Source organism: Afipia felis ATCC 53690, assembly GCF_000314735.2.
GTDB lineage: Bacteria > Pseudomonadota > Alphaproteobacteria > Rhizobiales > Xanthobacteraceae > Afipia > Afipia felis.
This window is the reverse complement of record NZ_KB375270.1, coordinates 1,376,761-1,395,146: the sequence shown is the minus strand read 5'-3', so window position 1 is coordinate 1,395,146 and position 18,386 is coordinate 1,376,761. Positions and strand designations below refer to the sequence as shown.

At 61.2% G+C, this 18,386-nt stretch carries 16 protein-coding genes; 8 read left to right on the top strand and 8 right to left on the bottom strand.

Annotated elements, in window-relative coordinates; all coding sequences use genetic code 11:
• Positions 1–43: 43 nt before the first annotated feature.
• Positions 44–640: a hypothetical protein gene (locus HMPREF9697_RS06605; RefSeq protein ID WP_002716401.1), complete on the top strand. Its 597-nt coding sequence runs from the start codon at positions 44–46 to the stop codon at positions 638–640.
• Here the strand turns inward: HMPREF9697_RS06605 and HMPREF9697_RS06600 are convergent.
• The 8 genes from HMPREF9697_RS06600 to HMPREF9697_RS06565 form a co-directional block, all read right to left on the bottom strand.
• Positions 637–1,893: a Zn-dependent hydrolase gene (locus HMPREF9697_RS06600; RefSeq protein ID WP_002716400.1), complete on the bottom strand. Its 1,257-nt coding sequence runs from the start codon at positions 1,891–1,893 to the stop codon at positions 637–639. The genes HMPREF9697_RS06605 and HMPREF9697_RS06600 overlap by 4 nt on opposite strands.
• Before the next feature lie 18 nt (positions 1,894–1,911).
• On the bottom strand, positions 1,912–3,012 hold the full coding sequence (locus HMPREF9697_RS06595; RefSeq protein ID WP_002716399.1) for a DSD1 family PLP-dependent enzyme: 1,101 nt from the start codon (positions 3,010–3,012) through the stop codon (positions 1,912–1,914).
• A gap of 10 nt (positions 3,013–3,022) precedes the next feature.
• Positions 3,023–3,814: an enoyl-CoA hydratase gene (locus HMPREF9697_RS06590; RefSeq protein WP_002716398.1), complete on the bottom strand. Its 792-nt coding sequence runs from the start codon at positions 3,812–3,814 to the stop codon at positions 3,023–3,025.
• Between the two features lie 14 nt (positions 3,815–3,828).
• Positions 3,829–5,022 carry a CaiB/BaiF CoA transferase family protein gene (locus tag HMPREF9697_RS06585; protein ID WP_002716397.1) on the bottom strand — a complete coding sequence of 398 codons (1,194 nt, stop codon included), beginning with the start codon at positions 5,020–5,022 and terminating at the stop codon, positions 3,829–3,831.
• Between the two features lie 75 nt (positions 5,023–5,097).
• A complete protein-coding gene (locus HMPREF9697_RS06580) occupies positions 5,098–5,526 on the bottom strand; it encodes a GlcG/HbpS family heme-binding protein (RefSeq protein WP_002716396.1) in 429 nt (142 codons plus the stop codon).
• A gap of 92 nt (positions 5,527–5,618) precedes the next feature.
• Complete coding sequence (locus tag HMPREF9697_RS06575; RefSeq protein WP_002716395.1) at positions 5,619–6,329, bottom strand: transporter substrate-binding domain-containing protein; 711 nt, start codon at positions 6,327–6,329, stop codon at positions 5,619–5,621.
• A 126-nt stretch (positions 6,330–6,455) separates the two neighbouring features.
• Positions 6,456–9,425: an FAD-binding and (Fe-S)-binding domain-containing protein gene (locus HMPREF9697_RS06570; RefSeq protein WP_002716393.1), complete on the bottom strand. Its 2,970-nt coding sequence runs from the start codon at positions 9,423–9,425 to the stop codon at positions 6,456–6,458.
• A 267-nt stretch (positions 9,426–9,692) separates the two neighbouring features.
• Positions 9,693–10,421 carry a GntR family transcriptional regulator gene (locus tag HMPREF9697_RS06565; protein ID WP_002716391.1) on the bottom strand — a complete coding sequence of 243 codons (729 nt, stop codon included), beginning with the start codon at positions 10,419–10,421 and terminating at the stop codon, positions 9,693–9,695.
• Positions 10,422–10,577: 156 nt separating this feature from the next.
• On the opposite strand from HMPREF9697_RS06565, the gene HMPREF9697_RS06560 reads away from it, so the two are divergent.
• The 7 genes from HMPREF9697_RS06560 to HMPREF9697_RS06530 all read left to right on the top strand — a co-directional run bounded on the left by HMPREF9697_RS06560 (position 10,578) and on the right by HMPREF9697_RS06530 (position 18,385).
• Positions 10,578–11,786 (top strand): pyridoxal-phosphate-dependent aminotransferase family protein, encoded by a 1,209-nt coding sequence (locus tag HMPREF9697_RS06560; RefSeq protein ID WP_002716390.1) that lies wholly within the window; start codon positions 10,578–10,580, stop codon positions 11,784–11,786.
• A gap of 83 nt (positions 11,787–11,869) precedes the next feature.
• Positions 11,870–12,940 carry a Rossmann-fold NAD(P)-binding domain-containing protein gene (locus HMPREF9697_RS06555; protein ID WP_002716389.1) on the top strand — a complete coding sequence of 357 codons (1,071 nt, stop codon included), beginning with the start codon at positions 11,870–11,872 and terminating at the stop codon, positions 12,938–12,940.
• Positions 12,941–13,093: 153 nt separating this feature from the next.
• Entirely contained in the window at positions 13,094–14,302 is a 1,209-nt protein-coding gene (locus HMPREF9697_RS06550) for a pyridoxal-phosphate-dependent aminotransferase family protein (RefSeq protein ID WP_002716388.1), read from the top strand.
• A 71-nt stretch (positions 14,303–14,373) separates the two neighbouring features.
• On the top strand, positions 14,374–15,366 hold the full coding sequence (locus HMPREF9697_RS06545; RefSeq protein ID WP_002716387.1) for a Bug family tripartite tricarboxylate transporter substrate binding protein: 993 nt from the start codon (positions 14,374–14,376) through the stop codon (positions 15,364–15,366).
• A gap of 102 nt (positions 15,367–15,468) precedes the next feature.
• The gene (locus HMPREF9697_RS06540; RefSeq protein WP_002716386.1) at positions 15,469–16,014 is read left to right on the top strand and encodes a tripartite tricarboxylate transporter TctB family protein; all 546 of its coding nucleotides are present in this window, start codon (positions 15,469–15,471) and stop codon (positions 16,012–16,014) included.
• A gap of 12 nt (positions 16,015–16,026) precedes the next feature.
• Complete coding sequence (locus HMPREF9697_RS06535) at positions 16,027–17,538, top strand: tripartite tricarboxylate transporter permease (RefSeq protein ID WP_002716385.1); 1,512 nt, start codon at positions 16,027–16,029, stop codon at positions 17,536–17,538.
• Positions 17,539–17,683: 145 nt separating this feature from the next.
• Entirely contained in the window at positions 17,684–18,385 is a 702-nt protein-coding gene (locus HMPREF9697_RS06530) for a TetR/AcrR family transcriptional regulator (protein ID WP_002716384.1), read from the top strand.
• Position 18,386: the final 1 nt, after the last annotated feature.

The following is an 18,386-nucleotide window of genomic DNA, read 5'->3' as shown; positions in this document are numbered from 1 at the left end:
TATTTGGATGGTTTCCCCGACGTCGCAGAAACAGGAGTGAAGGGTGCGGGCCTGGGCCCCCTATATTGCGATAGCTGCGCTGGTCGGAGCGGCTGCGGCGATCGGCACGATCGTCGTGATCGACGATTTCGGTAGCCCTGAAGCGGCTGTCGAACCCGGCGATGCTATGGCCGAGCGCAAAGCCGAGCCCGAACCTTGGCCGGTGCGCTCGACAGCCGAAATCAAGGCAGACCGTCTGGCCTCGCGCGCGCCGCCGCCTGCCGTGAGCGTTAGTATGTTTCTGGACACCGCGCGGCAGTTCATGGTGGCGCCCGTGGTGGCGCCGGCGCCAGCGCCGGTTCGGGCGACGACGGCGCTGCTTGATGATCAGCAGATCGCAGCGATCAAGGCGCGTCTGAAGCTTACCGCTGCGCAGGAGAAATACTGGCCACCGGTAGAAAGTGCGTTGAAAGAGGTAATCTCGGCGATGCACATTACTCGCCGCCAGCCATCGTCGATGGACGCCGACCACGAGGCGGTGAAACGGTTAATGGTTGCGGCCGGACCGTTCTTGGCGCAGTTGCGCGCAGACCAGAAAAGCCAGATCCAGTCCTTGATGCGGATCGCGGGTCTCGGCACGCAATTGCCGAACGCGAACTAGCTCTTCTTCTCGTCAGCGATGCCCGCGAGTTTCAGCACGGTGTGAAGCAGCACGTTTGCGCCCGCCGTGCAGTCGGCTTGCGTCGCGTCTTCAAGCTCGTTGTGGCTGATGCCGTCCTTGCAGGGGACGAAGATCATCGCAGCCGGCATCACGGTGCTGAGGTTGCAGGCGTCGTGGATGGCTCCGGACATCATGCGGCGGCTTGCATAGCCAAGTTCGCGGCTCGACTGCGCGATAGCCTCAACGAGGCCTGCGTCGAAGACCGTCGGTTCTTTGCGCCAGACCGGAATGAGTTCGATCCCGACGCCGCGGCGTGCGGCGATCTCGGTGACCGCCTTTCTGAATGCGTCATGCAGTTTGTCGAGAATGTCCGCCGCACCGCTGCGTGCATCGATGGTGAAGTGAATCTCGCCGGGCACGACGTTGCGGGATGCGTTCTCGATCTTGATCTCACCGATGGTCGCAACCGCATTGGGGCCATATGTGATCGCGGCCTGTTCGACGGCGAGCGCGAGCTCGGACAGGGCCAGAAGTGCGTCGTGCCGCAGCGGCATCGGCGTGGTGCCGGCATGGCTGGCAAATCCGGTGATGGATCCGTCGTACCATGCGATGCCCTGGCCGCGTTCGACGACACCGATGGTCTCGTTTTCAGCTTCGAGAATGGGGCCTTGTTCGATGTGCAGTTCGACAAAGCCTGCGAATTTGCGCAAGCCGACCGCCTCACTGCCGCGATAGCCGATGCTATCGAGCGCATCCGCCACGCTGACGCCATCGGTGTCGCGGCGTCCCAGAATATCTTCGGTGGCGTATTCACCGGCATAGGCGGCCGACGCCATCGTTGCGGGCGCGAAGCGCGAGCCTTCCTCGTTGGTCCAGTTGACGACGCACAGCGGAGCGTCGGTCTCGATCCCGGCATCGTTCAGGGTGCGGATTACTTCGAGCGCGGCAAGCGTGCCGAGCACGCCGTCATATTTGCCGCCGGTCGGCTGGGTATCGAGATGCGAGCCGAAGCCGACAGGCAATTTCGAATTGTCGCGACCCGGGCGGGTCGCGAACATGGTGCCGAGCGCATCGACGTGGACTTCGCAACCTGCCTGTTCGCATGCGGTGCGAAACCAGTCGCGGACTTCTTTGTCTTCGGCACTCAGGGTAAGGCGCTTGACGCCGCCCTTGGGTGTACTGCCGAACTTCGCGGTGTCATGAATATCGTGCCACAATCGCCCGGAATCGACCTGCAGGTTGCTCGGCTTCATTGCGATACCAATCGTTCGTTACCAGCCGCGCGCCACCGGCCACACAGCTTCGACCTTGTCGCCGCGATAGGCGACGAGCCAGTCATGCAAGTTGACGGTGGGATCGCAATGACCTGGGATCAGTTTCAGCCGGTCGCCGGGCTTGACGGTTGTCTGCGAGGACAACTGCAGCGTGCCGTGCTCGTCGGTAGCCTTGATGTAGGTGATACCGGGCGCTTCATATGTGACCGGCAGGCCGCTTTCCGCAGTAAGCGATTTCAGCCCCGCGTCGCACACCGCATGGCCCGGAGCAGCGGCGCTGATGACGCTTGTCAGAACGAACAGCGCGTTGCGGAACGGGTAGGCGGTGTCGTTGCGGCCGTAGTCGGCATCCATGAACACATACGAGCCGCACTGCAACTCGTTGTAGACGCCGCTGGTCATTTCGTTTTCGTAGGAGCCCGTGCCCGCGCCGGCGATGACATCGCACGGAAGGCCTGCTGCGCGCAGAGCATCGGCCGTCTCGCGCGCCAAGGCGGTCGCTTTGGAGATGGCGGCAACACGCTCCTCGGGGTGGCGCAGATGCTGCGCGCTTCCGTGATAGGCTTGTAAACCGGTGAAACGAAGGTTTTTATGTTTGACGACTTCTTTCGCAAGCGCCACGGCGTCGGCGGTAGAAGTGACGCCGCAGCGTCCCATACCGACATCGATTTCGACTAGAATGTCGAGAGTGACGCCAGCCTCGTGTGCGGCATCGGCCAGCACTGCGACCTGATCGGTGTGATCGACGCAGACACCGATCTTTGCCATGCGCGCCACCTGAGCGAGACGCTTCGCCTTTCCCGCGCCGACGATTTCATTGGAGAGGAGAATATTGTCGATACCGCCCGCCGCCATCGCCTCAACCTCGGCGACATTCTGGCAGCACACCCGGCTTGCGCCCGCCGCCATCTGACGCCTGGCGATCTCGACGCTTTTATGCGCCTTGGCGTGCGGCGTGGCGCGCACGGAAGGGTAGGCCGCGACACGCGCCGCAAGCGCTGCAATGTTAGCCTCCATCGCATCAAGATCGACGACTAGCGCCGGCGTCTCGACTTGCGCGATCGTCATGCCCGGTTCTGCTGGGCGGCGGCCTGTCATCTTCAAATCCTCATTTGCCGGTAAACACCGGCTTGCGCTTTTCCATGAACGCCTTGCGGCCTTCCTCATAATCGCCGCTCGCGAAGCATTCGTCGACCATCGCGTCGCATTTTGCCATATCGCGGGCACTCTCATCCTTGGCGATTTCGCCGACGATGAATTTGATCGAACTGACGGTTAGCGGTGCGTTGGCCGCGATGGTGGCGGCGTAGTCCCTGACATAGGTTTCGAGCTGATCGTTCGGCACCACACGGTTGGCGAAACCCATGATCCGCGCTTCTTCGGCATCGAACTGTCGCGCGGTGTAGAAGATTTCCTTGGTGAAGGAGGGGCCGACGATATCGAGCAGCCGTTTCACGCCGGCATAGCGGTAGCCGACGCTCAGTTTGGCGGCCGGAACGGCGAAACGCGAATTGTCCGTGCAGATGCGGATGTCGCAGCAGCTCGCAAGTCCCATGCCGCCGCCGACGCAATAGCCTCGGATCATGGCGATGGTCGGTTTTGGGCAGTTGTAGACCGAGGCGTAACCCGCATCGACAGCCTCGTTATACGCTTCGAGGCCATCCCTGGAGGCGCGTTCCTCAGCGAATTTGGAAATGTCCGCGCCGGAGACGAATGCCTTTTCGCCCGCGCCGGTGATGATGACCACACGAATGGCGGAATCAGTAGAGAAGTCATTCATGATGTCGGTGCAGGCGCGCCACATTTCCAGCGAGACCGCATTGTGGCGCGCCGGATTGTTGAAGATCAGGGTGCCGATCGCGCCGTCCTTGCGGGCGATCATCTTGTCCGTCGTTGTCATGATGCGCCTTGTTGTCAGACGGCCTTGCTCTGCTTCAATGCGGCGATTTCCTCGTCGCTGAACTCGAATTCCCGCAGCAGTTCGTCGGTATGCTGTCCGACCTCGGGAGGCGGAGCGACGAAACGGCTTGGGGTCCGCGACAGCGAGAAGGGCTGCTTGACCAGGTTCACGTCGCGCTCACCGGTGCCGGGCACCTTTTGGACGATGTCGAGATGTTTGACCTGCGGATCGTCGAACATCTTGTCGATGGTGTAGATCGGCCCGCACGGTACGCCAGCCTTGTTCAGCTGTTCAATCCATTCGGCGGTGGTCCCGGTGCTTGTGACCTTTTCGATCTCGGCATTCAACGCATTGCGGTTTTCCGAACGCATTTTCGGATTGCGATATTGCGGCAGCTCGATCAGATCGCTGCGGCTGATTGCATGTGCGAGACGTTCCCAGATCACCTGTCCGGTGGCGGCGATATTCATATAGCCGTCCGAGGTTTTGAACACGCCGGTCGGAATCATGGTCGGATGATTGTTGCCAGCCTGCTTCGGTACGTCATGCTGCATCAGCCAGCGCGCGGCCTGGAAATCCAGCATGAAGATCTGCGAATGCAGGAGGGAGGTCTGCACCGCCTGGCCTTCGCCGGACACCTCGCGTTCCAGCAGCGCGGTGAGGATGCCCATCGCGCAGAACAGGCCAGAGGTGAGGTCGGCGATCGGAATGCCGACACGCATCGGGCCTTCGCCCGGTGCGCCGGTAATGGACATCAGCCCACCCATGCCCTGCGCGATCTGGTCGAAGCCCGGCCGCTTGGCGTAAGGCCCATCCTGACCGAAGCCGGAGATGCTGGCATAGACGATGCGCGGGTTGATCTTGCGCAGCGTCTCATAGTCAATGCCGAGCCGCGCCTTCACATCGGGGCGGAAATTCTCCACCACGACGTCGGCTTTCTCGACCATGCGATAGAAGGCTTTCTTGCCTGCCTCATTCTTCAGGTTGATCGTCATCGCGCGCTTGTTGCGATGCAGGTTCTGAAAGTCGGGGCCGTGCCTTGCGCCGCCGAGTTGCTCGTCATCCGGCAGATCGGTCGGAGCTTCGAGTTTGACGACGTTTGCGCCCCAATCTGCGAGTTGCCGCACGGCGGTCGGACCCGCGCGAACGCGGGTGAGATCAAGCACGGTGAAGCGCGAAAGCGCGGCGGACGCCTTGGGTACAGGCATGGACGTTTCCGTTTTTACGTTTCTTGATGAAGCGGTGAGAGGTTGTCTCTCGCCGCCGCGTGCCTGCGATGCGGCCTAGCCGACGTCAGCCTTCAGGCCAACGGCCTCGATGCCTGCGATGCAGCAAATCTCATCATTGTCGGAGGTGTCGCCGCTGATGCCGACCGCGCCCACCACGTCGCCGTTTGCATCCTTGATCAACACGCCGCCGGGGACGGGGATCAGCGCGCCGCGCGCCATGGTGTTGGCGGCGTCGATGAAGTAGGGCTGCTCGTTGGCGCGCTTGAAGAGCGCGCGCGAGCCAACCCCCATAGCGAGCGCGCCGTAAGCCTTGCCGTGCGCAACTTCGTGGCGCATGAGGCTTGTGCCATCCTGAAGGACGGAAGCCTTGATGCAGCCGCGCGCGTCGAGCACGACGACAGCCATCGGCTTGGTCTTCAGTTCGGCGATCTTGGCGAGTGCTGCGTCGAGGATTTTACGGGCGGTGTCGAGCTTCAGGGTCATGGTCGATCCTTCACGAATTACATCGGATGTTTTCAGCACGAGGCTCGATGGCGATCAAGCCTCGTGCGTGTTGGGTTGACGTGTGAAGCGGTTCAGGGCGCCACAGTCAGTTGCTGTAAACCGGCGCTGTCGAATGTCTTGCGGATGGTGCCGTCCTTTTTGGCGTCTTCGATGAACGCCTTCACATAAGCGAGAGCGGCGGGTTTGTTCTTCTGAATGCCGATGGCAACGCCCACGGTCTGAAATGCACCATCCAGAATGACTGAGCCTGGAAGCTGTTTCTGGAGCTTCGGCAGAGCGTCATGGGTCAGGGCGAATGCCTGCACTTCGCCGGCTTTCATCTTGGCCATGGCTTCGTCGACCGATTTTGCGACAGTAACTGTCGCCTGTTTCAGCGTTCGGGCTGCAGCTCGCATTGTGGTCGAGCCGTCGATGCCCACAACCTTGACGCCCGCACGATCGACGTCTGCCATCGTTTTGATCCCAGAGTCGGCGGTAGCAAGGTAGGTGCTTTCTATGACGAAATAGGGTGGGCTGAAATCGAGCCGCTGCTTCCGTGCCTCGTCGGCGGGCATGAAACCGATGTCGATAAGACCGGCGCTGCCTGCTTCGGTCAGTTCGCCCGTGGTCGCAGTGACATGAAGCTCGACCGGGACGCCAAGCTTCTTCGCCAGCGCGTTGCCAATGTCGAAAGCGGGGCCGTGAACATTGTCGCCATCTCTGGCGACGAAGACGGGGGTTGGCGCCGGCGCATAGGCAAGGCCGACGCGCAGCTTGCCGGTCGGTACGAGTTCTTTCAGCATTCGATCCTCGACAGCCAGGGCAGGAGTGGAAACGGCTTGGACGGAAGACAGCTTGCTACAATCAATCCGAGAAACCTACCCATTTTCATGGGCTCTCTCCCGATGTCTATCTGTGTTGCTTGAAGATCAGTCCCGCTGGCGACCTCCAGCCGGATCGCCCGCCGCGTCCTTTATGCTCATCGCCAGTACGCGCGCGACATGCAGCGCACCGCGTCCGGTGCCGTCCTTGATCTGATGGCGGCACGATGTGCCGTCGGCCACGATGATCGCCTCACTCGGCGCCTTGCGGACTGCGGGCAGCAGCTTCTGTTCGGCCATGGCGATGGATTCGTTGTAGGTGTCGGCGCCATAACCAAAGGCGCCCGCCATGCCGCAGCAACTCGACTCGATGACTTCGACATCGAGATCCGGCACCAGCCGCAAGACTTTCTGGACCGGCGTGAAAGCGTCGAACGACTTTTGATGGCAATGGCCGTGGACCATCGCCTTCGGAGCGATCGGCTTCAGCGGCAACTGCAATCGGCCCGCCGCGGCCTCCCGCATCAGAAATTCCTCGAACAACAGGGCCTGCGCCGACACCGCCTTGGCGGCCTCATTGTTGCGAAGGGAAAGCAATTCATCACGCAGCGTCAGCAGACAGCTCGGTTCCAGCCCCACAATCGGAACGCCGCGTTCGGCAAACGGCGCGAAAACGGCGACGAGGCGGTTGAGCTCCTCGCGAGCCTTTTCGACAAGTCCCGCGGACAGGAAGGTGCGGCCGCAGCATAGCGGCCGCGTGCCGGCGGCGGGTTTCGGCAGGTGCACGCGATAACCGCCTGCGACCAGTACGCTGAGTGCGTCGTCAAGGTTCTCGCGCTCATAGGCGCGATTGAACGTGTCGGCGAACAGAACGACCTCCGGACCGCCTTCCGGCCCGAACATCGTGCCGTTCGGCGAAAACGTATCGCGCCGCCATTCCGGCAGGTCGCGCTTTGCGCTGAAGCCTGCAATTTTCTCCAGCGCCCAGCGGAGCAGCGTGCTCCTGTTGCGCAGGTTTACCAGCGGCGCGAAGGTGGAGGCGAAGCCGGCATAATACGGCAGGTAGCCGACCAGGCGATTGCGCAGGGTGAGGCCGTGGGTTTTCACCCGGGCTGCCAGCACCTCGATCTTCATTTTCGCCATGTCGACGCCGGTTGGGCATTCGCGACGGCAGGCTTTACAGGAGACGCACAGCTTCATCGTCTCCATCATCTCGTCGGACGACAGCGCGTCGGGGCCGAGCTGGCCGGAGATCGCAAGACGCAGCGTGTTGGCGCGTCCGCGCGTCACATCCTTTTCGTTGCGCGTAGCCCGATAGGACGGACACATCACGCCGCCTTCGAGTTTGCGGCAGGCGCCGTTGTTGTTGCACATTTCGACCGCGCCCTGGAAACCGCCGGCCGCGCCGGGATAGGCCGACCAGTCGAGCTCGGTCTTGAAGTCTTCGACCTTGTAGCCGGGTTTGAAGCGGAACAGCGAGCGGTCGTCCATCTTCGGCGGATGCACGATCTTGCCGGGATTGAGCGTGCCCTGTGGATCGAAGCGCTGCTTTACCTCCTCGAAGTCGCGCACGATGCGCGGGCCGAACATCTGTTCGTGGAATTCGGAGCGGACGAGACCGTCGCCATGCTCGCCGGAGTGCGAGCCCTTGAATTCACGCACCATGGCGAAGGCTTCTTCGGCAATGGCGCGCATCGCCTTGACGTCCTTGTCGAGACGCAGGTTCAGCACCGGACGGACATGCAGGCAGCCCTCGGAAGCGTGGGCATACATCGTCGGGCTGGTGCCGTGCTTGGCGAATATCTTGTTCAGCCGGTCCGTATATTCGGCGAGGTACGGCAATGGCACCGCACAGTCCTCGACAAAAGACACCGGCTTGCCGGCAGTCTTCATCGACATCATGACGTTGAGGCCGGAGGTGCGGAAATCGGTGATTGCCGCCTGCATCGCGGGTTCCGTCACATCGACCACGCCGCCCCATTTGCGCGGCGGGTTATTCCAGCCAAACCCGAGATCGCCCATCAGCTCACTGAGCTGCTTGAGTTTGGTGAAGTTGGCGTCCTGACTCTCTTCGGCGAATTCAACGATCAGCAGTGCCTCGGGCTCGCCGCGTACCACGGCTTCGATCGTCGGCCGGAACATTGCGATATCGCGGCCGAGCGCGATCATGGTCTTGTCGACAAGCTCGACCGCGATTGGCTTGAGCTTCACCAGATGCTGGGTTGCATCCATCGCTTCATAGAAGCTACCGAAATGGCAGACGCCGAACACCTTGGTGCCGAGCAGGGGCCAGAGCTTCAGTTCGACCTGGGTGGTGAAGGCGAGGGTGCCTTCCGAGCCCACCAGGATATGCGCCATGTTGTTGGTCGGCCCGTTCGGTGTCAACGCATCGAGATTGTAACCGCCGACGCGGCGCTGAACGGTGGGGAAGCGATCGGTAATCTCGCCGGCCTCGCGGCTGCCTAGCGCGAGCAGGTCGCGAAACAGATCACGCCCGGGTGCTGCGACGTTCGGCCAGGCAGATTCGCGCTCGACCGGACCGAAATGGAGTTCGGTGCCGTCGGCAAGCGCAGCATCCATCGACAACGTGTTGTCGCGCATCGTGCCGTAGCGCAGCGAACGTCCGCCACAGGAGTTGTTGCCTGCCATGCCGCCGATGGTGGCGCGCGAGGCGGTCGAGACGTCGACCGGAAACCACAGGCCGTGCTTCTTCAGTTGCCGGTTGAGGTCGTCCAGCACGATGCCGGGTTCAACCACGCAGGTCCGCTTCTCGACATCGAGCGAGACGACCTTATTGAGATATTTGGAAACGTCGACAACGAGGCCGTTGTTGATGGTCTGGCCGCATTGCGAGGTACCGCCGCCGCGCGGCGTGACGATGTATCCTTCACCGCGGGCGATCTCCATCGCGGCGAGTGCTTCGGCTTTGGTGCGCGGGGCGACCACGCCGAAAGGCATGATCTGATAGAAGGACGCATCAGTGGCGTAGCGGCCGCGCGAGAACGCATCGAACATCACGTCGCCGGTGATTTCAGTCTGAAGCCGCCGCTCGAGTTTCGATCCTGCTCCGCTCGCCATGCTCATCCCTTAAATAGTTCTGCGACTGCTTCTGGCGGCCGCGGCCTCGCCACTCGAATACGCCCGAGCAAGGCTCCATCTCGCCGGAGGTCAGCCGCATGGGAGGATATCCTCTTACCGCTGCTGCCTTCCGAGCCCGAAATCAGGTCATCAGCTCTCTGTGCCGTCCCGGAAAGAGCTCAATGCGCCTGATTGGTAGGGGCAAGACGATAAAATGCAAAAGAAATCGCCACGACGCAAGTTTTTGTATGCAAAACTTGCGACGCCTCAATGTGCAGGTGGCGTGGCGGTATCCAATTGCTGTTGCGCCGGTTCCATTGCAGCGCTGCGCTTGTTTCTGAGGTGGTGGAACAGGATCTCGGAAAGCTCGGAGCCGGCGCGGCGCCGGAGCGCGTCGAGCATCAGTTCGTGCTCGCGCATGGCCTCGCCCCAGCGCTCTTTTTCGCGCGCGAAGTTGGCTGAGTAGCGCACGCGGCGGATGCGGCCGGCGAGGGTGGCGTAGGTCGACTGCAGCATCTGGTTGCGCGAGGCCTCCAGGATCTTCTGATGGATTGCCTGGTTGGCGCGGAAGTAGTTGTGCATGTCTTTGCGCAGATAGAAGCCGTACATCTCGTGATGCAACTGCTCGATCTCGGCGATCTCAGCATCGGTGATGTTTTCGCAGGCAAGCCTGCCAGATAAGGCTTCGAGGCCTCCCATCAGGTCGAACAGTTCGTGCAGATCGCGCTCGCTCAGCGCACGGACGCGCGCGCCGCGGTTCGGCAGCAGTTCGACGATGCCTTCGGAGGCGAGCACTTTGAGTGCCTCACGCAGCGGCGTGCGGGAAATGCCGAGCAGTTCGCACAACTCGCGTTCGAGGATGCGTCCGCCGTCGGGAATGTTGCCCTCGACGATGTGGTCCCTCAGCCGCGACAGCGTTTCGTCGTGAAGGGAGGTCTCTTCCTTGCTTCCCACGGGTTCATGGGAATGCAGTGTCGCAAGCAGGGATGCGGTCATATGTGGAATCGCCGTTTTTCTAATGTGACTTTAATCTGGCGAGGGAAAATCGTCGAGTTATTTTTTGCATGCAAAAAATAACTTGCATTCAAAAATTGTACATGCAATCCTTTTGGCTAACATTGAACATGTGAAGGCTGAGAAGGGTTCAGAACCATGGCGGGTTTCCAAGGGCGTCATTTTCTTCAAATCCCGGGACCGAGCCCCGTTCCCGATCGCGTGCTCCGCGCGATCGACATGCCGGTCATCGATCATCGCAGCGCCGAGTTCGCCCAGCTCGGCAAGGCTGTGCTGACCGGTTCGCAGAAGATTTTCCAGACCTCAGGCCCCGTGGTGATCTTTCCGTCGTCGGGCACCGGCGCGTGGGAGGCGGCGATCGTCAACACGCTGTCGCCCGGCGACAAGGTTCTGATGGTCGAGACCGGCCACTTCGCCACGCTGTGGCAGAAGATGGCCAAGCGCTTCGGCCTCGATGTCGAATTCATGCCGGGCGACTGGCGTCATGGTGCCGATCCGGCCGCGATTGGTGAGCACCTGTCGCAGGACAAGGCCCACGCCATCAAGGCGGTGATGGTCGTCCACAACGAGACCTCGACCGGCGTCACCAGCCGGATCGCCGACATCCGCAAGGCCATCGACGCTGCCAAGCATCCGGCGCTGTTCCTGGTCGACACCATCTCCTCGCTCGGCTCGGCTGAATACAAGCACGAGGAATGGGGCGTGGACGTCACCGTCAGTTGCTCGCAGAAGGGCTTCATGCTGCCGCCGGGCCTCGGCTTCAACGCCATTTCCGAAAAGGCCCGCGCCAAGGCGAAGACCGGCGGCATGCCGCGCTCGTATTGGGATTGGGAAGAGATGCTCAAGCCCAACGCGGACGGCTTCTTCCCCTACACGCCTGCGACCAATCTTCTCTACGGCCTGCGCGAAGCCATCGCGATGATGCTGGAGGAGGGGCTCGACAACGTGTTCGCCCGCCACAAGCGCCTTGCGGCCGCCACGCGCGCCGCGGTGGAGCATTGGGGACTGGAAGTGCTTTGTCAGAATCCGGAAGAATACTCGCCGGTGCTGACTGCGGTGGTGATGCCGCCGGGCCACGATGCCGATCAGTTCCGCAAGGTCGTGCTTGAGAACTTCAACATGTCGCTCGGCGCTGGTCTCACCAAGCTCGCGGGTAAGGTGTTCCGCATCGGCCATCTTGGCGAGTGCAATGAACTGACGCTGCTGGGTGCGCTGTCCGGCGTAGAACTCGGTCTGTCGGTTGCGGGTGTTCCGCACCGCGCCGGTGGCGTCGATGCGGCAATGAAAATCCTTGAGGATCGTACCCGCGCCAACCTCGCGGGCCACCTGAAACTCATCAAGAACTGAACTATAAAAGACCCGAACTACCAAGACCGCAAAATCCGTCCATCAGATGACGGAGTGCGTAACGTGACCCTGGGAGAAGTGTCATGGCTCACTACAATATCCTCATCCTCGGAGCCTCTTACGGCTCGCTTTTGGCCTCCAAGCTGTTGTTCGGCGGCCACGACGTGAAGCTCGTCTGCCTGCCGGCGGAAGCTGATCTCATCAACAAGGAAGGCTTCCGCGTGCGGATGCCGATCCGTGGCCGCAAGGACCAGATCGAGATCGATTCCCGCAAGCTGCCGGGCAAGGTGTCGGCCGCCGGCCCGGCCGACGTGAACCCGAAGGACTACGATCTGATCGGCCTTGCGATGCAGGAACCGCAGTATGGCTCCGCCGGCGTGCGCGAATTGCTCGATGCAGTTGCGAAGTCGCGGGTGCCTTGCATGTCGATCATGAACATGCCGCCGCTGCCCTACATGCAGCGCATTCCCGGCATCAACGCCGATGCGCTGAAGCCGGCGTACACCGCACCGGAAGTCTGGGCGAATTTCGATCCGGGCCGGCTGACGTTGTGCAGCCCCGATCCGCAGGCAGTCCGTCCGCCGGAGGAGCCGGTCAACGTCCTGCAGGTGACGTTGCCGACCAACTTCAAGGTTGCGCGTTTCGACGATGAAGCCAGCAACCAGATGCTCCGCAATCTCGAGCAGGACATTCAGAACGTCCGCTTCGACGTGCCGGAAGGCAAGATCGAATTGCCGGTGAAGTTGCGCTTCCACGACTCGCTGTTCGTGCCGCTTGCCAAATGGGCGATGCTGATGGCGGGCAATTATCGCTGCATCACGCCGGACGGCATGCGGACCGCGCAGGAAGCGGTTCACTCCAACATCGAGGAATCTCGCTCGATCTACAATTTCGTGGTGGATGTGTGCGTCAAACTCGGTGCCTCCCGCGACGACATGGTGCCGTTCGAGAAATACGCCGCCGCGGCGGAAAGTCTCACTCGTCCGGCCTCGGCCGCTCGCGCACTCAACAACGGGGTTCCGAACATCGAGCGGGCCGACAAGCTCGTGCAGCTGACGGCCCGCGAACTCGGCATGAGCCATCCGGTGCTGGACGGTATCGTGGCGCTTGTCGACAGGCGGCTGGAAGCGAATCGGAAGAAGGCCGCAGCCTGAAATAGGGAAGGGATTTCATCGTACTAAAGATTGATCCGGATCATGAAACGGAACGATTTTATGGTTGCGCGGGGGGGTTTTACGGATACATTCCCGACGGCAAATCGACCTTATAATAAGGTCATTTGCGCCATAAAAATCGAGGATTTAACGATGGTTGGTCATACAGGAAGGCATTTCCTCCAGATTCCAGGTCCGAGCAATGTGCCGGACCGGATCCTGCGTGCCATGGATATGCCGACCATCGACCATCGTGGTCCGGAATTCGCCGAAATGGCGCTGGGTATCATGGAAGGTTGCAAGCGCATCTTCCGCACCAAGAACCCGGTGCTGATTTTCCCGTCGTCCGGTACGGGCGCATGGGAAGCCGCCATGGTCAACACGCTGTCGCCGGGCGACAAGGTGCTGATGGCGGAGACCGGGCAGTTCTCGGTTCTGTGGCGCAATCTTGCGGAGCGTTTCCAGATCGAAGTGGAGACGATTCCGAGCGACTGGCGTCGCGGTGCGAAGGCATCCGAAATCGAAGCGCGTCTCGTTGCCGACAAGCAGCACGCCATCAAGGCGGTGATGATTGTCCACAACGAGACCTCGACCGGTGTCACCAGCCGCGTTGATGAAGTTCGCAAGGCAATGGACCGTGCGAAGCATCCGGCGCTGCTGTTCGTCGATACCATCTCCTCGGTGGGCTCGATCCGTTACGAGCACGACGCCTGGGGCGTCGACGTCACAGTGTGCGGCTCGCAGAAGGGCCTGATGATGCCGCCGGGCCTGAGCTTCAACGCAGTTTCCGACAAGGCGCTGGCTGCTTCCAAGACCAGCAAGCTGCCGCGTTCCTATTGGGACTGGGCCGATGCCATCAAGGCCAACAAGGCCGGCTCATGGCCGTACACGCCCGCGACCAATCTTCTCTACGGCCTGCGTGAATCCATCAAGATGCTGGAAGAGGAGGGGCTTGAGAATATCTACGCCCGCCATCAGCTTCATGGTGAAGCCACGCGCGCTGCGGTGCGGGCCTGGGGCCTCGAGACGGTCTGCGTTGACGCAGGCGAATATTCCCCGGTCACGACGGCTGTGTTCGTGCCAGAAGGTCATGATGCGGATCGTTTCCGCAAGATCGTCCTCGAAAATTTCGACATGTCGCTCGGCGCGGGCCTTGGCCGTCTGCAGGGCCGTGCGTTCCGGATCGGCCATCTCGGCCACTTCAACGATCTGATGCTGATGGGGACGCTCTCGGGCGTTGAAATGGGACTCGATCTCGCAGGCATTCCGCACAAGCGCGGTGGCGTGCTCGCTGCGATGGATGTTCTGAAATCGAAAGACAATGCTGCTGTTGTAGAGGTTCCACGAGTTGCCGTCGCATGACGGGCAAGGGCGTATAAGCTCGCCAATAAAGAGCGGCGCCAGTTCAAAGGGCAAACCAGGGAGAGGAAACGATGCGTAAGGCTTTGAATACGGCGGCGGTCGCCGCACTGACGTTGTGTGCCGGTATCGGCGGCGCCAGTGCATGGGAGCCGACCAAGACGGTCGAAATCGTGGTGGCTGCTGGTGCGGGCGGCGCGTCCGACCAGATGGCCCGCATGCTGCAGTCGGCTATCCAGAAGCACAATCTCATGAAGGCTCCGGTCGTCGTGTCGCTGAAGGGCGGTGCCTCTGGCGCCGAAGCCCTGATGTACATGAAAGGTAGCGCCGGCGAGGCCGACAAGGTGATGATCGCCTATTCGCTGATCTATCAGCTTCCACTGTCAGCCAAGATCCCGTTCAACTGGCGTGACCTGACGCCGGTCAACGTCATGGCGTTCGACCAGTTCATCCTGTGGGACAACGCTGAATCGCCGTACAAGACGGTGAAGGAATTCGTCGATGCGGCGAAGAAGTCTCCGACGCCGTTCAAGTTTGGTGGCACCGGCTCCAAGCGCGAAGACCAGATCCTGATGGTCGGCCTCGAGAAGCAGACCGGCGCGAAGTTTTCCTATCTGCCCTACAAGTCGGGCGGTGAGGCTGCGACCCAGCTCGTCGGCAAGCATATCGACGCCAACGTCAACAACCCGTCGGAAAATCTTGAAGTTTGGCGCGCCGGCCAGGTTCGTGCACTGTGCGTGTTCGACAGCGAGCGTATTTCCTACACCGCGAAGGTGACGGACAAGCAGTCCTGGCACGACGTTCCGACCTGCAAGGAAGAGGGCGTCGACGTGCAGTACAAGATGCTGCGCGCGATGTTCCTGCCGGGCAAGGCGACGCCGGAGCAGGTGAAGTTCTACGAGGACATGTTCCGCAAGGTCAGCGAAACGCCCGAGTACAAGGACTACATGGAAAAGCAGGCACTCAAGCCGGTCTACATGACGGGCAAAGAGATGATGGATTTCCTTGAGCAGGACGACAAGGCCAATGCCGATCTGATGAAGTCGGCTGGTTTCGTCGCCAAGTAAACTCGAAAAGTAAACTCGAAGTCGTCAATTCAGGACTAGTGAGGCGCGCGTTGTCGCCACGATGACGCGCGCCTTTAAACAGGACCATCCGCGAGCGCAATCATGTCAAACAACGATATCGAAATTGAAGTGACCGACCCGACGGCACCGGCAGAGGATTCTCCGCCGCTCGCCAGGACCCTGACGGTCGATATCTGGGCGATGATCACACTCGGCGCGTTCTCGCTCGTGATGGCCTGGGACAACTACAAGACCGGCATGGGGTGGTCCGAAGACGGTCCGCAGCCGGGATACTTTCCGTTCTATCTGTCGGTCATCCTGGTGCTTGCCAGCGTCTATGGCGTGATCAAGTCGCTGGCCGAGAAGCGCGCGGGCAACGTCGACGTGTTCGTCACGCGCGATCAGTTCAAGCGGGTGCTGCTGGTGCTGCTGCCGACGGTGGCGTTCTGTGTGGGCATGCAGTGGCTGGGTCTTTACGTCTCGGCCTTCCTGCTGACCGCCGGCTTCATGATCTTCATCGGCAAGCTGCCTGTCTGGAAGTCGGTGCTGACCGGGCTGATCTTCTCGGTCGCCATGTTCTACATCTTCGAAATCAAATTTGACGTCATCATGCCGAAGGGGCCGTTCGAAGCCCTGTTCGGTTACTGAGGAGATACTTCAATGGAGGCTTTTTCGCTTCTGCTCCATGGCTTCTCGGTGCTGCTCACCTGGAAGATCATGGGCCTGATGTTTGTCGGCCTTATTCTGGGTGTGTTTGTCGGCGTGCTGCCGGGCCTCGGTGGTCCCAACGGTGTCGCGATCTTGTTGCCGATCACCTTCTCGATGGACCCGACATCGGCCATCGTGATGCTGTCGTGCATCTACTGGGGCGCGCTGTTCGGTGGCGCGATCACCTCGATCCTCTTTAATATTCCGGGCGAGGCGTGGTCGGTTGCCACGACGTTCGACGGCTATCCGATGGCCCAGCAAGGCAAGGCCGGCGAGGCACTGACAGCGGCGTTCACCTCGTCGTTCATCGGCTCGTTCGTCGCCGTGCTGCTGATCACCTTCGTCGCGCCAGGGATTGCGTCCTTCGCGCTGCGGTTCGGCCCACCGGAGTTCTTCGCGGTCTATCTGCTGACGTTCTGCTCCTTCGTCGGTCTCGGCCGCGAGGACAAGCACAAGACCATCATCTCGATGGCGCTCGGGCTTCTGCTCACCGGCATCGGCATGGACACCGTGTCCGGCACGCTCCGCATGACGTTCGGCTCGACAGATTTGCTGCGAGGCGTCAACTTCCTGGTCGCGGTGATCGGTCTGTTCGGCATCAGCGAAATCCTGCTCACCATGGAAGAGCAACTCGCGCTCAAGGGCCATGCGGCGGCAATCAGCCCACGCGTTGTGCTCAAGGTGTGGATGGAGATGCCGCGTTACTGGGTGACGCTGGTGCGCTCGTCAGCGATCGGCTGCTGGCTCGGCATCACGCCGGGCGGCGCGATCGCCGCGTCCTTCATGGGCTACAACCTCGCCAAGCGCTTCTCCAAGGATCCGGAGGGCTTCGGCAAGGGCAAGATCGAGGGCGTGTTCGCACCGGAGACGGCGGCTCACGCCTCCGGTACCTCGGCGCTGCTGCCGATGCTCGCGCTCGGCATCCCGGGTTCGGGCACCGCGGCGATCCTGCTCGGCGGTCTGATGGTGTGGGGCCTCAACCCCGGTCCGCTGTTGTTCGTCGAACACAAGGACTTCGTCTGGGGCCTGATCGCCTCGATGTATCTCGGCAACGTGGTCGGCCTGCTGATCGTGCTTGCGACCGTGCCGCTGTTCGCCTCGGTGCTGCGTGTGCCGTTCGCGGCGATCGCCCCGATGATCGTGGTGTCCTGCGCGATCGGCGCCTTCGCGATCCAGAACGCGATGTTCGACATCTGGCTGATGCTGGGCTTCGGCGTGATCGGCTACGTCTTTAAGAAGATCGGCATCCCGCTCGCGCCGCTTACGCTCGCGCTGGTGCTCGGCAGCAGGGCCGAGGACGCCTTCCGCCTGTCGATGATCTCGGGCGGTGGTTCGTTCGGGGTGTTCTGGCAGAACTGGCTGGTGGGCTCGATCACGACGCTGTCGTTCGTGCTCCTGTTCCTGACGCCGATCGAGCGTGCGATCGGCAAGATCGGACGGGTCCTGCGCCCCGCCCAAGCCTGATCCAAACAGGCCTGATCCATAATGAGGGGCGCGGATGACCGCGCCCCTTTATTTAAGGCAGCGAAAGCCCCATTTCGCCGCAGATCGGTCATTTTGCGCCATAGAAATCAATTGACCGTACCCAAGTAAGTGCTTACTTCGTTCTATGGCATTCAAGCGCATGAGCGGCGATTCGCGCCGGCGGCAGATTCTGGACGCAGCGAAGCAATGCTTCGCGCAACACGGATTCGCCGGAACCACGACGAGAAAGGTGGCGACCGCCGCCTGTATCTCGGAAGGGCTCCTGTTCCGTCATTTCCCGACCAAGGCCGCGCTGCACGCTGAAATCCTCGCGGAAGTCTGCGAGGCTGACCCCGACCTTAAGCGATTGCTTGCGCTTCAGCCCTCAAGCGAAACCCTCATTATTCTGGTGCGGGAAATGGTCGCCCATTTCCTTGCTATCCGCACCCAGCAGGACCGCGATGAAGAGGAACGGCTCCGCCTGGGCTTTTCCAGCCATCTCGACGATGGGGAATTCGCCCGACTGCTGTTCGAGAAGGTCGCGAGACTGATCTCGCCGTTATTCACCGCCTCGCTTGAGAGTGCGGTGGCATCGGGCGATGCCGTGCGGATTGAGACGCGGTCAATCGACTTGTTCTGGTTCGCGCATCATCTTCTTTACTCTCTCGCGTTGACGAGATTGCCCGAGACACCCGCGCTCGATTATCCGCCGGACGATGTGCTCGCGCGTGAACTGAACGACTTTATCCTTCGTGCGCTCGGCGTGAAGGCGGATTTCATCGCCGCCCATCTCGACAGCGCCCTGTCTTTTTCAACCTTGCCTCATCTTGTTCCGGAAAGTGCCTAAC

Coding starts and splice junctions, on each gene's coding strand:
- HMPREF9697_RS06600 (WP_002716400.1), bottom strand. CDS start 1,893: ATGAAGCCGAGCAACCTGCAGGTCGATTCCGGGCGATTGTGGCACGAT.
- HMPREF9697_RS06595 (WP_002716399.1), bottom strand. CDS start 3,012: ATGACAGGCCGCCGCCCAGCAGAACCGGGCATGACGATCGCGCAAGTC.
- HMPREF9697_RS06590 (WP_002716398.1), bottom strand. CDS start 3,814: ATGACAACGACGGACAAGATGATCGCCCGCAAGGACGGCGCGATCGGC.
- HMPREF9697_RS06585 (WP_002716397.1), bottom strand. CDS start 5,022: ATGCCTGTACCCAAGGCGTCCGCCGCGCTTTCGCGCTTCACCGTGCTT.
- HMPREF9697_RS06580 (WP_002716396.1), bottom strand. CDS start 5,526: ATGACCCTGAAGCTCGACACCGCCCGTAAAATCCTCGACGCAGCACTC.
- HMPREF9697_RS06575 (WP_002716395.1), bottom strand. CDS start 6,329: ATGCTGAAAGAACTCGTACCGACCGGCAAGCTGCGCGTCGGCCTTGCC.
- HMPREF9697_RS06570 (WP_002716393.1), bottom strand. CDS start 9,425: ATGGCGAGCGGAGCAGGATCGAAACTCGAGCGGCGGCTTCAGACTGAA.
- HMPREF9697_RS06565 (WP_002716391.1), bottom strand. CDS start 10,421: ATGACCGCATCCCTGCTTGCGACACTGCATTCCCATGAACCCGTGGGA.
- HMPREF9697_RS06560 (WP_002716390.1), top strand. CDS start 10,578: ATGGCGGGTTTCCAAGGGCGTCATTTTCTTCAAATCCCGGGACCGAGC.
- HMPREF9697_RS06555 (WP_002716389.1), top strand. CDS start 11,870: ATGGCTCACTACAATATCCTCATCCTCGGAGCCTCTTACGGCTCGCTT.
- HMPREF9697_RS06550 (WP_002716388.1), top strand. CDS start 13,094: ATGGTTGGTCATACAGGAAGGCATTTCCTCCAGATTCCAGGTCCGAGC.
- HMPREF9697_RS06545 (WP_002716387.1), top strand. CDS start 14,374: ATGCGTAAGGCTTTGAATACGGCGGCGGTCGCCGCACTGACGTTGTGT.
- HMPREF9697_RS06540 (WP_002716386.1), top strand. CDS start 15,469: ATGTCAAACAACGATATCGAAATTGAAGTGACCGACCCGACGGCACCG.
- HMPREF9697_RS06535 (WP_002716385.1), top strand. CDS start 16,027: ATGGAGGCTTTTTCGCTTCTGCTCCATGGCTTCTCGGTGCTGCTCACC.
- HMPREF9697_RS06530 (WP_002716384.1), top strand. CDS start 17,684: ATGGCATTCAAGCGCATGAGCGGCGATTCGCGCCGGCGGCAGATTCTG.